Source organism: Halorubrum sp. CBA1229, assembly GCF_003721435.2.
GTDB lineage: Archaea > Halobacteriota > Halobacteria > Halobacteriales > Haloferacaceae > Halorubrum.
On sequence record NZ_CP054585.1, the window covers coordinates 785948 to 800491 of the forward strand.

A 14544-nucleotide genomic window follows, 5' to 3' on the forward strand; every position below is an offset into this window, starting at 1 on the left:
TCAGCGGAGCCGGTCGAGCTCGTCAGCCGCCGCGAGCTCCGCGATTATATACCGGTGTTGGACCGCCCAGAGCCGCTTCGCGACCGCGTAGGCGACGGCGACGGCGGCGACCGAGAGGAGGCCGGCGGCCGGGCCCGCCGTGACGGCGACGACCGAGGACTGGTAGCCGAGCGCGCAGACGACGAGCGCCGCGACGACGGTGGCGAGGGGGCGACGCAGCGGGTTCCGGGCGAGATCAGCGAGACTCCGGAGGTCCCGTTCGAACGCCGCCGGCAACTCGCCGTCGAGGCGGATCCGCTCCGCCGCCGCCCACGTGTGGGAGTCGTCGGCGGCGTGGGGGACCGGATCGGCGTCGGCAACCGGATCGGCGTCAGCAACCGGATCGGCGTCGGCAACCGGATCGCCGTCGCCCTCTCTCCCCGACCGCGGCGACCGAGGGGATCCCGACATACGGGTGCGAAGGGGCACGCAGCTTATAAATACCTTGTGGATAGTTCACATGTAACGGAGGCGCGGGACGTCGGTCGGGAGTGATCCAACGAGTGAGTCGGATGAAAGCCGGGAAACCTGACGAAGCCGCCGCCCGCGACGGCGTCGGGAGTGCCCCTACTCGTCGTCGGATTTCCCCGGCCACGTCACGGAGCCGAGGAACGGGACGCCGGTCTGTTCCGCCGCTCGCGAGATCATGTGCGCGCCGGTCGGCACCGTCAGGAACAGGAAGACGATGCCGATGAGCGACGAGAGACCGGCGCCTCCGGGACCGAAGTAGACGAACCCGGCGAGGAAGACCGCGACCGCGCCGATGGTCGCCGGCTTGCTCGTCGCGTGCATCCGGTTGTACACGTTCGGCAGCCGCAACAGCCCGATCGTCCCGACCGTGAGGAAGAACGTCCCGACGGCGATGAAGCCGATGACGATCCAGGTCCGTAGCGGGGTCGATTCGATCATCGGCGGTCCCCTCCGGAAACGCGATGCCCCGTCGAAGCGTGCGATTGTGTTCGGTGTCGGTGATTCATGATGGTCACTCCCGCGTAACGATGATGTCGCCTTCGGTGATGAACTTGGCAACCGCGACCGTCGAGAGGAACGCGATGATCGCGAGGACGAGGCTGACGTTCACGAAGATCCCCCGGCCGGTCTTGATCGCGAACAGGACGGCGATCGCGACGACGTTCGTCGCGATGGCGTCCAGCGCGACCACGCGGTCGGGAACCGTCGGTCCTCGGACCGCGCGGTAGCCGCACAGCAGGTTCAGCAGCGCCACGAGGACGATGGCGGCGTCGATGACCGGCAACAGGGCTCCCTCAGCGGCCATTCTTGTCACCTCCCGTGGTCTCCTCGGTCCGCGGATCGGTCTCTGTCTCCTCGGTCCGCGGATCGGTCTCTGTCTTCTCCATCGGTGAGTCGGTCTCTGTCTTCTCCATCGGTGGGTCGGTCTCCTCCCCCGCCTCCGGAGCGGCCTGTTTGAGGGCGGGATGCGTTCGGTCGGGCGGGTAGACGGCGAAGTCCGGCGCGGGGTCGCTCGGCGAGAGCTCCTCGTCGAAGATGACGAGGGCGTAGCGCTCCCACTCGCGGATCGGGTCGACGATGTCCTCCGGATCGCTCCCGTCGATGACGTGGACGTACAGCGCGTTCTCCTCGGGATCGTAGTTGAGCGTGAGCGACCCGGGGGTCATCGTGATGCTGTTGGCGATGGTGGTCACGCCGAGGTCGGTCCGCACGCGCAGGGGGATGAGGATCACCTCGGACTCGATCGGCCCGGCGGGCGCGAGCACGCGGTACGTGACGTCGAGGCTGGCGACGATCGCCTCCCGAACGAACGTCAGCGCGTACAACAACGCGTACGGGACCCCGCGAAGCGTCCGGGGGAGATCGACGGTCGCCCCGTACAGGCGTCGGAAGACGAAGGCCGTGGGCAGGCCGACCACGAGGCCGATCAGCAGCGACCCGACGAGCGGTTCGGGCGCGATCGGCGGCCCCTGGACGAACACCCAGAGGACGGCGAACAGGGACCCGGCGACCGGCCAGGTGCGGGTCACGGGCCGTCACCCCCGCTCAGGCCCACGACGTCGACGTAGCCCTCGGCGTCGAGCGCGGCGGTCGCGGCCGCCTCCGCGAACCGGTAGATCGGGTCGAACCCCACGCCGACGAGAACGACGGCCGCCGCGAGGGCGACGAGGACAGAGACCTGTCCCACCTCGGCGGAAGCGGTCTCGACCGCCGCCGACTCCCGCCCCCAGAACCCGCCGACCCAGACGCGCGTCGAGTACAGGATCGTGAGGACGGCCCCGAGGAGCAGCGCGACCAGTACGAGCGCCGACAGGGTGCCGGGACCGGACGCGAGTCCCCGAACCGCCGCGTCGAACGCGAGGAGCTTCCCGAAGAACCCGGTCAGCGGCGGGAGGCCGATCAGCGAGAGGAGCCCGACGAAGACGGCCCCCGAGAGCACCGGCGAGCGACCCGCCAGCCCGCCGAGGTCCCGCAGCCGCTCGGTCTTGGTCGCGTCCTCGATAGCGGCCACCGAGAGGAAGAGCAGCCCCTTCGCGAGCGCGTGGTGGAGCGCGAACACGAGCGCGGCCGCGACGGCGACCCCCCGGAGCGCCCCCGTGGGGTCCGCCGCCGCGGCGATGGCGATGGAGACCGCGATGAAGCCGACCTGTCCGATGCTCGAGTACGCGAACACGCCGTCGAGCCGGTCCTGACCGACGGCGCCGAACCCGCCGACGACGATGCTCGCCACGCCCATCGCTCCCAGCACCGGGGCGAGGAAGGCCAGCGGCGACGCGCCGGTGATCCCCGGCAGGTCGATCGGGATCGAGGCGGCCGCGAAGACGGTGAAGTAGAGGCGAACGATCGCGTAGACGCCGACCTTCTTCGTGACGCCGGCGAACATCGCGGTGACGGGCGCCGGGGCGGCGCCGTAGGCGGCCGGCACCCAGAACTGGAAGGGGACGAGCCCGGCCTTCAGCGCGAACACCGCGAGCAGCAGCGCGGACAGCCCGACGACGGGCGCGGGGTCGATGCCGTACGCCTCGGGGGCCGCCAGCCGCCGGGCCATGTCGGCCATGTTGAGCGTCCCCGTCGTGGCGTACAGGCCGCCGACGGCGACGAGCATGAGCGCGCTTCCGAACACGTTCATCACGAGGTACCGGAACGACGCCGCGGTGGCGCGATCGGTGCCGTAGAAGGCCACGAAGACGTAGCTGACGATCAGCATCACCTCGAACCAGACGAACAGGTTGAACAGGTCGCCGGTGAGGAACGAGCCGGTCACGCCAACGAGCAGCGTGTGGAACAGCGGATGGTAGTACACGCGCTGGTTCTCGGAAGTCACGTACCGGACCGAGAACAGTATCGAGGCGATGCCGACGCCCGCGGCGATCGCCAGCATGAACGCCGACAGCCCGTCCAGCACGAGCGTGATCCCGAAGGGGGCGGGCCAGCCGCCGACCTGATAGACCGCCGCGCCGGGGGCCGACGGCCCGAGAACGAGCGTCCGAACGGCGACGGCGACGGCTCCGACGTAGCCGACGACGCCGGCCACGCTCGCCGCGCGTTGGACCCGCGGCAGCCGGCCGAGCGCGAGCGTCAGTACGGCGGCGGTCACCGCGATCAGTAGCGGCGCGATCACGAGCACGCTCATCTCGTCCACTCCGTGACGTCCATGGATTCGTTCTCCTCGTAGGCGCGGTACGACAGCACGAGCGCCAGCGCGGTCGTGCCGAGACTGATGACGATCGCCGTGAGGACGAGCGCCTGAACCACCGGGTCGGCGATCTCGGGGACTCCGCCGCCGTGACCCTCGAGGACGGGCACGAGGTCCCGGGTCCCCTCGTCGACGCCGCCCATCGCGATCAGGTAGACGAACGTCGCCTGCGAGACGACGGCGACCCCGAACACGACCCGCACGAGGTCGCGCTGGAGGAGGAGGAACGTCCCGACGGCGAACAGGCCGCCGACCGCGACCGCGAGGGCGACGCTCATCGCTCACCCGCCCCGCGTCCCGTGCCCCGCGTCGCTCCGCTCCGGGTCATTCGGCGCTCACCACCGAGACGATCGTCAGGAGGCTACCGACGACGACGAGGAACACGCCCAGATCGAACGCGAGCGCGCTCGCGAGTTCGACCTCGTGGTAGATCGGGACGCCTTCGAGGTGGACGTACCCCTGCGTCAGGAACGGGTCGCCGACGAGGATCCCCGCGACGCCGCTGCCGAGAACGACCACCAGACCCGCGAGCAGCGTGCGGCGGTAGGCGGTGACCGTTCGGTGCTCGAAGACGCTGGTCCCGGGGTCGACCTCCCGACCGAGCACCCCCGACTCCAGGAAGTCGAGGTCGTAGGCGACGTATATCAGCACGAACGCCGCCGTGGTGAGGACGCCGCCGATGAAGCCGCCGCCGGGCAGGTTGTGCCCCTGAAGGAACAGCGAGATCGAGACGACGAGCACGATGGGAACGGTCACCCGGGCCGTCGTCCGCATGATCGTCGTCGTCACGGCGAGTCACCTCCGTCGGGAATCGGCCCCCCGTCGCCCTCGGTCGCGGCCGCTTCGCCGCGGGTCCGCATCGTCACGAGCACGAGGATGGCGATCGCGGCAATCGCGACGACCAGCAGCTCGCCCAGCGTGTCGAACGCCCGGAAGTCCACGAGGATGACGTTGACGACGTTCGTGCCGCCGCCGCCCGGAACCGCCTGCTCCGTGTAGTACGTCGCGACGCTCGTCGGGTCGGCGTCGGGGCCGGGGATCGTCAGGAGGACCGAGACGAACGCCGTCGCGCCCACGAGGATCGAAACGGCCGCATCGCGGGCGATCGCGAGCGGGCGGACCTCCGAGTAGAACGACGGCAACCGCTGGAGAACTAAAAGGAAGACGAGGAGGACGAGCGTCTCGACGACCAGCTGGGTGAGCGCCAAGTCCGGCGCGCTCGCGAGGATGAAGAAGATGGCGAGCATGAATCCGAGGATCGACAGCATGAGCACGCCCGACACGTGCGACGAGGCGGTCGCCACGGCCACGCCGGCGAGGGTCGCGACGCCCAACACGACGGCCACTGCCGCCGGCACGCCGAGCTCGCCGATCTCGAGGGAGACTCCCGTCGCCGCGAAGCCGGCGAGGGCGAGCAGGCTCCCGGCCGCCGCCACCCATCCCACGTACGTCCGGAGGAGGCCGTTATGGACGGCCGGGCCGAACCGAGCGCTCGTCGCCGCCGCGGTCGAGACGGTCCAGTCGTACCACCCGCTGGGCCGAACGGGGATCGGCGCGTCGACGCCGCGTCGAATTGCCGCCGCCAGCCGCCCGCGAAGCGGGTATGCGCCGAACCCGCCGAGGACGGCGACGGCGGACATGGCGACCGGGGGCGAGAGGTGCGTCGGCAGTCCGACCTCAAGCTGCGCCTCGCCGGTGGCGGTGGCCTCGACGGCCCCCTGGACGATGATGTCGACAGCCAACTGCGGCGCGACGCTGACGACGGCCGCCGCGACGGCCAGCACGGCGGGGGGCCCGACCAGCGCGATCGGGGGTCGGTGGACCTCCGCGACGGGGGCCCGCCGCTCGCCGAAGAACATCGCGAGGAACTGCAGCGAGTAGACGACCGTCAACACGCTCGCGAGGGTCGCCACGGCGGGGTACAGCCAGGCGAGGCCGCCGGCCTCGTGGGCGACTTCGTACGCCGCCTCGAACAGCAGCTCCTTGGAGTAGAAGCCGTTGAACGGCGGGATACCGGCCATGCTCAACGCGGCGACCCCAGTGACGGCCGCCGTCACCGGGAGCTCCCGCCACAGTCCCCCGAGGTCGTCGAGGTTCCGGGTTCCGGCCTCGTGAACGACGATCCCGGCGACGAGGAACAGCGGCGCCTTGAACAGCGCGTGGTTGAGCAGGTGGAACGCGCCGGCCTCGCCGCCGTAGACGATATCGAAGCCGAAGCCGGCGACCATCAGCCCGAGGTGGCTCGCCGTCGAGTAGGCGAGCAGCTCCTTGGTGTCGGTCGCGGCCACCGCCAGCAGCGCCCCCACGGTCATCGTCAGCAGTCCGAGGGTCGCGACGATCAACACCCACTCGGGACTCATCAGGAGGGGACGCACGCGACCGAGGAAGTAGACGCCAACCTTGACCATCGTCGCGGAGTGGAGGAACGCGGAGACGGGCGTCGGCGCGACCATGGCGTTCGGCAGCCAGAAGTGGAGCGGCACCTGCGCGGACTTGGCGGCCGCGGCGACGACGATGAGGCCCAGCGCCGGGACGAACAGCCCCGACTCGCGGAGGGCCGCGCGCATCGCCTCGTCGTTCGCGATCATCGCCGTCAGGTCGAAGGTCGCGCCGCCGAGGGCGCCCCGCGCCGCCGCCGCGAGCATGAGCAGCCCCGCGAGCAGACACAGGCCGCCGCCCACAGTCACGACCATGGCCATCCGCGCCGAGTAACGGGACCCGTCGTCCTCGGTGTAGTGGCCGATGAGCACGAACGAACAGAGGCTGGTCAGCTCCCAGAACAGGAAGATCGACACGAGGTCGGAGGCGAGCGCGACGCCGAGTATCGAACCCATAAAGGCCAACAGCGCCGCGTAGTAGCGCGCAAGCCCCTCCTCGCCGTGCATGTACGCCGCCGAGTAGACGAACACGAGGACGCCGATCCCGCTGGCCAACAGCGCGAAGAGGAGCCCCCACCCGTCGACGGTGAACCGGATCCCCACGTCGAGCGCGGGGACCCACGGCACCCCGACGGTGCCGTACTCGCCGATCCCCGTCGCCAGCAGTCCGAAACTGGCCGCCGCGACGACGGCCCCCGCGTAACCGGTCCGTTCGCCGAGGACGCGATACAGAAGCGGCGAGAGGGCCGCGGCGGCGAACGGAAGCGCGACGGCGGTCGAAATGACCGTCAGGTCTGGTGCCATCAGTAATCGCTCTTTCGGCCGATACGTCACCGCCGGGGTCGGTCGGATCGGCCTCTACCCGACCATCTGACGCCTCCGCTAAAACTCCTGTGCCTGATGCGGTGGCGGCGGCCGAACGAGTCCCGAGGCGACGAGTTCCGACGCCGATCGATCCGAGCGGCACGCTCTCGGCTCGCAGTGGAGTTCGCGGCAGAAGTAGTCCTCACGTCGTTCGGAGAATAGTCCCGGGCGGATTCGAACCGCGAAGACTCGAATCCTCTCGTCTTCTGGGCTCGAATCCTCGTTGTGACTATTCGTGCTCACTTCGTTCGCACGGAATAGTCCCGGGCGGATTCGAACCGCCGTCAATGGCTGACTTCGGGCATCCGACGGCCGTCTCCGGCGAACCGGACTACGATCGCGTCTCAACCGCGGACGCCGACGGATTCCCTCCAAAGGCCATTATGATTGGCCACTACACCACGGGACTGCGATCGTGGGTTGTCCGCGCGCACTCAAGTAGGTTACTTTCCCTGACGGGTCGACGACCGATCGCCGGAGCTACGTGCGCCGATCGCGGAGCCCTCGGACATGGCAACCATCCTCGTCACGGGGAGCCGCGGCGGCGTCGGGAGCTGGACGGTCGACCGCTTCGCCGAGGCCGGCCACGAGGTCGTCGGCGTCGACCGCCGGCTCCCGCCGGGCACCCGCGAGAACGCCGCGTTCAAAGCGGCCGACCTGACCGACTACGGCGAGACGAGGCAGCTGGTCGCGGCCGCCGACCCGGACGCCGTCGTCCACCTCGCCGCGATCCCGAACCCGGACCATCACGCCGGCTCGCGCGTCTTCGAGAACAACGTCGTCAGCACCTACAACGTCCTCGACGCCGCGGGCGCGGCCGGCGCGCGGATCGCGTGGGCGTCGAGCGAGAGTCTCTACGGCACCGTCTTCGCGGAGGAGCACTGGCTCCCAGACGCGTTCCCGATCGACGAGGAGACGCCGACCGAGCCGGAGGACCCCTACGGCCTCTCGAAGGTGGTCGGCGAGGAGATCGCGGCGCGGGTCGCCCGGCGGTACGGCGTGCCCGCCGTCTCCCTGCGCGCCTCGTGGGTGAACTACCCCGGCGCCTACGAGACGCGCCCGGCGCGGGAGGGGTTCGACCCCGCGACCGCCGACCCCAGCGGGAACTTCTGGACCTACGTCGACGTGCGAGACCTGATCGACGCGATCGAGGCCGCGATCGACCCGGAGACCGCGATCGAGGGCCACGAGGCCGTCCTCGTCACCGCGGCGGAGAACTTCATCGGGCGCGACACGGCCGCCGCGATCGAGGCGGTCCACGGCGACCTCCCGGACGACTGCGACCTCGACGGCGACGAGGCCGCCTTCGACCTCGGGAAGGCGAAGCGGCTGCTCGGTTGGGAGCCGGAGCACTCGTGGCGCGAGGCGGAGGGGCTCGACGTCGACGGCCCCGACTTCGTCTGAGCGCCCGGCGCGCGGGGCTCAGTCCCGGCCGTCGTCGCCCGTGGGTTCGTCGCGGGTTTCGGGGTCATCCGGCGCGTCGGATCCGTCCGTCGCATCGTCGATGCCCACCGCCTCCTCGACCGTCGTGAGGTCGTCGACGGCGGACTCCTCGTCTCCGTCGGCGGTAGGAGCCTCGCCGGCTCCGGCGGCGGTCGCCTCGTCGCCCTCGACGGCGGCCCCCTCGGCGCCCCCGTCGCCGGACCCGACCGCCGGCGGCGACGGCGGCCGGTACGTGTAGACGAACTCGCCGGCCACGGCGTGGTACGCGCCCGTCTCTGGGTCCTCCACGACGCCGGTGTCGTTGTCGATGGCGAAGTCGACGAGGTCGCGGAGGCTCTCCGCCTCCGCCTCGGGGCGCTCGTGGACGGACGCCGGGAGGCGGAACGTCGTGATCCACTCCGCGAACTCGGACCGGTCGTCGCTGTACGAGAGGTAGTCGCGCTCGGCGGGCGTGAGCGCGAGGTCGCGCTTCCGGCGGACGTACGCCAGCGCCCCGCCGCCGAGGAGTCCGAGCACGAGGAGCATCGGGCCGCCGATCGACCGGAGCGGCCCGTAGCTGCGCTCGACGGTCACGGTCTCCGTGCGCTCGGAGGTGTCCGACTGGACGCCGGGGTCGGAGACCGTGTAGGTGTCGCCGCCGTGGTCGATCCCAAGCTCGACCGTCCGGGCGTACGAGGTCGACTCGCCGTTGATCGTCCCCTCCACCGTCACGTCGGTGACGACGAATATCTCCGTCTCGCCCGGGGACGCGCCCAGCTCCTCCTCGATCGCGGCCGCGGTCGCCGAGGCCGCCGAGCTGTTGAGCGCGAACGACGACGCGGCGGTCTCGCCGGGCTCGACGCCCGAGACCGTCTCCGACGCCAGCGTCTCGCGCTCGCTCCAGTAGACGGTGCCCCCGTCCTCGCCGACGTTGCGGACGACGAGGACGGAGTCGAACTGCACGTCGACGTTGGCCGCGGACGAGGCCGCGTAGCTCGTCTCGACGTCGACGTCGAGCTCGGGGGCGATCCGCGTGAAGTACGTGCTGCGGCCGTCGAGGACCGTCCCGGTCTCGAACACCGAGTTCGGCTCGGTCACCTCGGCGGAGTGGTTGTACGCCGTCTCGACCGTGAACGAGGAGACGGTCTGCTGGCGGGTCTCGGTGCCGGGGTCGACGTGCGTCGTGTAGACGAGCCCGCCGCCGACGGCGGCCGCGATCAGGCAGACGGCGATAATCACGGCGAACTGTGCGTCGAGTAGCGCCCGGAGTCGGAGTCGGGTCTCGTCGGGGGATGAAGAGCTCATTCGGTCACCTGTAGAACTGGCGGAGGACGCGGCGATACAGCGGGGGTTTCTCGCGCGATTCGCGGGAGCGGATCCGCGCGGGCTCGCCGCGCAGGAGAAGGAGGCCGAGGCCGACGATACCGCCGCCGAGCAGGCCGTTGATCGCGACGAGCGGCGCCCACGGGTGGACGCCGTACAGCTGGTCGACCACGCCGTGCGGGAGCACCGCGAGGTACCGGTGCTCGGCGACGAACAGCCGGTAGTAGCCGGTCTCGGGCGGCGCCGTGAGCGTCACCGTGGTGGACGCCTCGCCGCGGCTCCCGACCGCGAGCCGCTGCGGCTCGACCTCGACGCCGGGGCTCGCCGGGGTGACGTACGCGTACACCGGGACCAGTCCGGCGTTGGGGACGACGTACTCCAGCTCCTGGCTCGTGCCGCTCTCGATGACCGTGGGGTTCTCCGACTCGAACTCGGCGCTCACGACGCCGTACTCCTGCGTGCCGGCCGGGACGACCATCGCCGCGGTCGCGGTCGCCATCAACACCAGCGCGAGCACGGCGACGACCGCGAACACCGAGGTGCCGTCGTCCCGGGACCGGTCGCGTTCACGGGTCCCGCGTGAGTTCCGGTTCAGGTACCAGTCGACCGCGTACGCGACCATCGAGAGCGCGAAGAGGATGTACGCCAACCCCTGCGTCCCCTGGAGCGACCGGACTCCGAACGTGACCGCGAGCCACGTCTGGAACGAGCCGAGCCCGGACTGGACAGCCATCGCGACGGTGCCCAAGTGCGGGATGACGACCACGCTCCCGCCCACCGAGAGCGCCACGGCGACGATGTCGGCGTCCTGCACGACGGGTTCGCCCCCGTCCTGATCGGTGAACGGGTTGTTGTCGCCCCGCGTGATATACCCGCGCTCCGTCTCCTCGACGACGCGGTGGGTGGTCAGCCCGCCGCCCTCGATCTCCTGGGCGTCGAACGTCACCACGTCCCCGACGCCGATATTCCCGGCGAGCGGCGCGGGGATCGCGACGAACCCGTCGCCGGGGTCGAGGGTGGGCTGCATGCTGCCGGTCTCGACGAAGCTGAGCAGGATCGGCTGCCCGAGGAGCTGGCCGACGACCAGCGAGAGGACGACCAAGACGACCGCGACCTGCAGCGTTATCGAGAGGACGCGTTTGGGTGACATGGGTCGTGTCGGTTTGCGCGCCACGCCGCGGGCGTCGGTCTCGTCGCGGAGCCGGCGCGTGGCTTCGATCGTGGAGTGTCAGCGAGGCGTTATAAATTCGTGGATCGGAGCAGGATGGGACGGGCGTTTCGCGGTCCGCGGCGGGGGCGTCCCGCCGTGCCGTGGTGTCACTCCTCGAACGCCCCGACCGCGAGCAGGGCGAAGGGTCCGATGAAGGCGAGCGAGAAGCCCAGCAGGTGGACGTAGAGGTTCACGACGCTGCCCGCGCCGGTCGGGTCGCTCGGGAATCCGACGACGGGGTAGCCGACGACGAGCACCGCGCCGACGGCGAACAGGTCCCCCTCGCCCGGGCGCGAGGCGATCTCGCGGGCCCCCCGGCGCGCGGTCGCGAGGACGCGGATCCCCGCGCTCGACGCGTAAATGAGCGCGAGCAGCGCGCCCGCGACGCCGACCGCGAGCCCGGCGAGACCGACGCCGGTCGTCGAGAGCGGGAGCGCGAGCAGCGCGATCCAGCCGAGGAGCGCGAAGAAGACCGCGGGGAGCGCGCGGAGCGACGCGCCCGGGGCGAACCGCTCGCGGGCGTACGTCCCGAGCAGCAGCGGGAGCAGTCCCGCGAGCGCCATGTTGATCCCGGAGAAGCCGAAGCCGATCGCGTCCCGCGGGACGGCGAGGTTCAGCCCCGAGAGGGCGAACGGGAACGCCAGCAGGAACGCCGCCAGCGCGGTCAGAAAGAAGCGGCGGGCGCCCCCGAGGACCGCGAGCGCGTAGCCGACGCCCGCGAGGAGGCAGTAGCTCGCCACGTTCCCGGCGAGGTGGCCGGCGTCGAGGTGGACGTAGTGCGCGGTGAACGCGGTCGGAACGGTCGGGTCCGCGTACGCGAACGCGAGCGACCGGCGGGTCGACTCCGGGAGCGCGAAGACCGCGATCAGGACCGCCGGCACCGCGAGCAGGACGAGCAGGTCAATCGCTCGGGCGCTCGCGAGCAGCTCCCGGCGGAGGGACCGGTCCCCGTCCCGGTCGGCGGTCGCGGCGCCGGCGGCACGGTCGCGCTCGTCGGTCGGTGACGCGGTCACGGGCGGGACCTCGCCGACCAGCGGTTAAGACCTGTCGGCGCGCGTCTCACCGCCGCAAGATCGATGCCCAAGAGGGCGGTTCGGACGAGAAACTCTCCCGACGACCGATCGGTCATCGCGGCATCCGCCGGACGAGCGTGAGAGTGGCGAGGGAGATGACCACGAGCGCGAGCGGGCCGGCGAGGTCTGCCGGGTCGATCCCGAACGGCTCCTCCGTGGTCCCGGTGACGGTGGCGGAGTCGTCGCCGCCGACGTTCGACTCGCCGCCCGATCCCCCCGCGTCGTCGCTCGCGAGGTCGCCGACGAGCAGCGTCCCGACGGCGGTCCCGTCGACCGCGAGGTCGTAGGCGCCGGGGGACTCGAAGGTCGCGTCGAACGCCACCGTCGCCGTCTCGTTCGGGTCGAGCGCGACGGTCTCGTTCGCGATCGGGGTGCCGTTCGCCGTCAGCGTGACCGCGCGCTCGCCCGCCGCGCCGCCGCCGTTTCGCAGGGTGGTCCGGACCGTGACGTTCTCGCCGGGGTCGATCGCCTCGGGCGCGACCGTCGCCTCGGTCACGTCGAACCGGGGCTCGTGCGCCGCGACCGCGAACGTCGACGACAGGTCAGTCGTTGCGCGGAAGTGGACGCGGTCCTCGGGGAGCCCCAGCATTCGGGCCACGTCGTCGTCAACGACCTCGACCGGCACCTCCTCCCACGCGCCCGCGTCCGTTTGCCGGTAGAGCGTCACGTCCTCCGGGTCGGTCCCGGTCGCGTTCAGGTGGTCCGGGTCGGCGCTGAACCGGACCGTCATCGCGTCGACCGCGTCGGGGTCGAAGTCGGGCGCCAGCGAGAGGTACCCCATCGGGCGCGGCCTCGTCGGCGCCGTCAGCGGGCCCGCGTCCGCGAACGGCTCCGGGCTCCCCGCGGCGTCCAGCTCGACGCGCTCGTTGTCGATCCCGTCCAGGTCGATCCCCTCCAGCGTCACGTTCTCGCCGTCGAGGTGCATCCCCTCCGCGAGCCACCGGACCGACTCTCCGCGGTCGATCCCGCTCGCGACGAACTCGCGGTGGGTCGCGTTCGGCGCCCTGACCGTGGTGGTCGGGCCGCCGTCGCCGTCGTCGTTGTCGTCGTCGAACGACGTGAATCCGGTCGTGTCGACGTCATCCGGCTCCGCGAGGCTCGCGTTGATCCTGAACTCGTCGGTGCCCAGCTGCGTCCCGGCGGCCGCGTCGCCCGCGTCGAGCGCGAGGCCGACCGTGACGGTCTGGTTGGGTCCGAGCGTGACGTTGTTCGCCTCGCCCTCGATCGAGTCGCCGTCGGAGACGAAGGTGACCTCGCCGTCGCCGTCGTACTCGATCCACACGTGCGCGTACCGCTCGGCCGTGTACGTGATCGTGAAGACGTCGTCGATCGTCGCGGTCGAGTCGACGTTGACCCCCTCGAAGTCGGCCGGGAGGTTCGGGTTCGCCGCCGAGATGTCGATCGCGATCTCGTCGTCGTTATTTAAATAGGCGTAGTCGCCGTTCGGGCCGTCGGCCGGCTGGACCGCGAGGTCGTCGTCCACGAAGTCCGCCGGGCCGTTGACCACTGCTGCACCCGTGGCGAAGGCGAGGGAGCCCGCCGCTACGAGGAGGAGGGCGAGGGTCAGGGTGCGGCGGGTATTGGGCATGCTAATTATCTTAGGGCGCGATTATGATGATTCGCGGTGTTTGAACCACTCATATATTTTTGAACCAGTCCTCTCGACATCGTCTGACTCGCCACCGGATTCCAACAGCTGGCTCTTTGAACCATCTGAATCGAGGGGTATAATTTCATCGACCAGCGCGAGAGCACAGCCGCGAAGCCGATTGAAATAATTTAATGACGGATATATGCTACTTGTCGGCGATTTATTTTGCCTTTGTGCTGCCTTCGGAGTTGGTCTCGGAGGTAGTCGAAGCGGCTTCGTTGGTCACCGTCACGTCGAAGTTCCCAGTTGCGACACTCTTACCAACCGTCCCGTCATCATTATCGAGCAGAACGTATCCGCCGTTATTGTTCTCGCGATAAAATCTTACAATCTTTTTGAAGGTAATGGTGTATGTCGTCGATGAGTCGTCGGTATTAACATCGAGATCGCCGATATCCTGCCCAATAATAGCTGGATCTTGGATACTATCTTGACTAATAGGCGCTCCCTCATCAGCAAGAATTGTCCACTGGATATCGGAGTTCACTTCACCTGCCAGCGCATTAGCGCCAGCCGACGAGCTGTCTTCATCCACCGCGTCGATAGTCCCGGTCTCGCCAGAACCGCCCCAGCCACCGTCAGCGATTAGCTGAACGGAAACCGGGTCACCCTTCTGAAGAACGTACTCTCCATTACTGCGATCGTTTCCTCCTCCGTCAACGATCGAGATTCGGTTCTCGAATGCAACCGCGTCAACACCCACGTCGAAGCCGTCCCAGGAAATCTCGTGATCCAGTGAAACGATAACCTCGGATAGGTCACCATCGTCGTTTGAAATTGAGTTAGCGTCAGCGATATTGAGCGTCGAGGTCGTCTGAGCAGATGCGCCGCCCGACATCGCGATAACGCCAGCTCCGCCAGCACTTGCTGTTGCTGCGATACCACCGATAGCCTTTAGCAGATTGCGTCGTTCCATA

At 69.6% G+C, this 14544-nt stretch carries 14 protein-coding genes and 1 tRNA gene; 1 reads left to right on the forward strand and 14 read right to left on the reverse strand.

The genetic code is table 11. The features are described from left to right. The 9 genes from Hrr1229_RS03935 to Hrr1229_RS03975 form a co-directional block, all read right to left on the reverse strand. Nucleotides 1-450 carry a hypothetical protein gene (locus tag Hrr1229_RS03935; RefSeq protein WP_158606081.1) on the reverse strand — a complete coding sequence of 150 codons (450 nt, stop codon included), beginning with the start codon at nucleotides 448-450 and terminating at the stop codon, nucleotides 1-3. A 156-nt stretch (nucleotides 451-606) separates the two neighbouring features. Continuing rightward, nucleotides 607-948 (reverse strand): monovalent cation/H(+) antiporter subunit G, encoded by a 342-nt coding sequence (mnhG, locus tag Hrr1229_RS03940; protein WP_123114090.1) that lies wholly within the window; start codon nucleotides 946-948, stop codon nucleotides 607-609. 73 nt (nucleotides 949-1021) lie between these two features. After that, nucleotides 1022-1315: a monovalent cation/H+ antiporter complex subunit F gene (locus Hrr1229_RS03945; protein WP_123114089.1), complete on the reverse strand. Its 294-nt coding sequence runs from the start codon at nucleotides 1313-1315 to the stop codon at nucleotides 1022-1024. Then, a complete protein-coding gene (locus Hrr1229_RS03950; RefSeq protein ID WP_123114088.1) occupies nucleotides 1305-2039 on the reverse strand; it encodes a Na+/H+ antiporter subunit E in 735 nt (244 codons plus the stop codon). Before Hrr1229_RS03950 ends, Hrr1229_RS03945 begins: the two co-directional genes overlap by 11 nt. Beyond that, the gene (locus Hrr1229_RS03955; RefSeq protein WP_123114927.1) at nucleotides 2036-3643 is read right to left on the reverse strand and encodes a proton-conducting transporter membrane subunit; all 1608 of its coding nucleotides are present in this window, start codon (nucleotides 3641-3643) and stop codon (nucleotides 2036-2038) included. Before Hrr1229_RS03955 ends, Hrr1229_RS03950 begins: the two co-directional genes overlap by 4 nt. After that, nucleotides 3640-3984 (reverse strand): sodium:proton antiporter, encoded by a 345-nt coding sequence (locus Hrr1229_RS03960; RefSeq protein WP_123114087.1) that lies wholly within the window; start codon nucleotides 3982-3984, stop codon nucleotides 3640-3642. Before Hrr1229_RS03960 ends, Hrr1229_RS03955 begins: the two co-directional genes overlap by 4 nt. A gap of 46 nt (nucleotides 3985-4030) precedes the next feature. Beyond that, a complete protein-coding gene (locus tag Hrr1229_RS03965; RefSeq protein WP_123114086.1) occupies nucleotides 4031-4495 on the reverse strand; it encodes an MnhB domain-containing protein in 465 nt (154 codons plus the stop codon). Next, nucleotides 4492-6888, reverse strand: a complete 2397-nt coding sequence (mbhE, locus tag Hrr1229_RS03970; protein WP_123114085.1) for a hydrogen gas-evolving membrane-bound hydrogenase subunit E — start codon at nucleotides 6886-6888, stop codon at nucleotides 4492-4494. Before mbhE ends, Hrr1229_RS03965 begins: the two co-directional genes overlap by 4 nt. 318 nt (nucleotides 6889-7206) lie before the next feature. Then, nucleotides 7207-7357, reverse strand: a tRNA-Gln gene (locus Hrr1229_RS03975). A 101-nt stretch (nucleotides 7358-7458) separates the two neighbouring features. On the opposite strand from Hrr1229_RS03975, the gene Hrr1229_RS03980 reads away from it, so the two are divergent. Then, the gene (locus Hrr1229_RS03980) at nucleotides 7459-8352 is read left to right on the forward strand and encodes an NAD(P)-dependent oxidoreductase (protein WP_123114084.1); all 894 of its coding nucleotides are present in this window, start codon (nucleotides 7459-7461) and stop codon (nucleotides 8350-8352) included. 18 nt (nucleotides 8353-8370) lie between these two features. On the opposite strand, the gene Hrr1229_RS03985 is transcribed toward Hrr1229_RS03980, so the two are convergent. The 5 genes from Hrr1229_RS03985 to Hrr1229_RS04005 all read right to left on the reverse strand — a co-directional run bounded on the left by Hrr1229_RS03985 (nucleotide 8371) and on the right by Hrr1229_RS04005 (nucleotide 14543). Next, nucleotides 8371-9675, reverse strand: coding sequence for a DUF5305 domain-containing protein (locus tag Hrr1229_RS03985; protein ID WP_158606080.1), 1305 nt, complete (start codon nucleotides 9673-9675; stop codon nucleotides 8371-8373). 4 nt (nucleotides 9676-9679) lie between these two features. After that, complete coding sequence (locus tag Hrr1229_RS03990; protein ID WP_123114083.1) at nucleotides 9680-10843, reverse strand: signal peptidase I; 1164 nt, start codon at nucleotides 10841-10843, stop codon at nucleotides 9680-9682. 167 nt (nucleotides 10844-11010) lie between these two features. Continuing rightward, nucleotides 11011-11916: a hypothetical protein gene (locus Hrr1229_RS03995; RefSeq protein WP_123114082.1), complete on the reverse strand. Its 906-nt coding sequence runs from the start codon at nucleotides 11914-11916 to the stop codon at nucleotides 11011-11013. A 112-nt stretch (nucleotides 11917-12028) separates the two neighbouring features. Continuing rightward, nucleotides 12029-13564 carry a DUF1102 domain-containing protein gene (locus Hrr1229_RS04000; RefSeq protein WP_123114081.1) on the reverse strand — a complete coding sequence of 512 codons (1536 nt, stop codon included), beginning with the start codon at nucleotides 13562-13564 and terminating at the stop codon, nucleotides 12029-12031. A 223-nt stretch (nucleotides 13565-13787) separates the two neighbouring features. Further along, nucleotides 13788-14543: a hypothetical protein gene (locus Hrr1229_RS04005; protein ID WP_148041766.1), complete on the reverse strand. Its 756-nt coding sequence runs from the start codon at nucleotides 14541-14543 to the stop codon at nucleotides 13788-13790. Between the last annotated feature and the right edge of the window lies 1 nt (nucleotide 14544).

Bases quoted from the DNA above. Each gene is read 5' to 3' on its own strand.
- Hrr1229_RS03935 (WP_158606081.1), bottom strand. From the start codon at position 450: ATGTCGGGATCCCCTCGGTCGCCGCGGTCGGGGAGAGAGGGCGACGGC.
- mnhG (WP_123114090.1), bottom strand. From the start codon at position 948: ATGATCGAATCGACCCCGCTACGGACCTGGATCGTCATCGGCTTCATC.
- Hrr1229_RS03945 (WP_123114089.1), bottom strand. From the start codon at position 1,315: ATGGCCGCTGAGGGAGCCCTGTTGCCGGTCATCGACGCCGCCATCGTC.
- Hrr1229_RS03955 (WP_123114927.1), bottom strand. From the start codon at position 3,643: ATGAGCGTGCTCGTGATCGCGCCGCTACTGATCGCGGTGACCGCCGCC.
- Hrr1229_RS03960 (WP_123114087.1), bottom strand. From the start codon at position 3,984: ATGAGCGTCGCCCTCGCGGTCGCGGTCGGCGGCCTGTTCGCCGTCGGG.
- mbhE (WP_123114085.1), bottom strand. From the start codon at position 6,888: ATGGCACCAGACCTGACGGTCATTTCGACCGCCGTCGCGCTTCCGTTC.
- Hrr1229_RS03980 (WP_123114084.1), top strand. From the start codon at position 7,459: ATGGCAACCATCCTCGTCACGGGGAGCCGCGGCGGCGTCGGGAGCTGG.
- Hrr1229_RS03985 (WP_158606080.1), bottom strand. From the start codon at position 9,675: ATGAGCTCTTCATCCCCCGACGAGACCCGACTCCGACTCCGGGCGCTA.
- Hrr1229_RS03990 (WP_123114083.1), bottom strand. From the start codon at position 10,843: ATGTCACCCAAACGCGTCCTCTCGATAACGCTGCAGGTCGCGGTCGTC.
- Hrr1229_RS04000 (WP_123114081.1), bottom strand. From the start codon at position 13,564: ATGCCCAATACCCGCCGCACCCTGACCCTCGCCCTCCTCCTCGTAGCG.
- Hrr1229_RS04005 (WP_148041766.1), bottom strand. From the start codon at position 14,543: ATGGAACGACGCAATCTGCTAAAGGCTATCGGTGGTATCGCAGCAACA.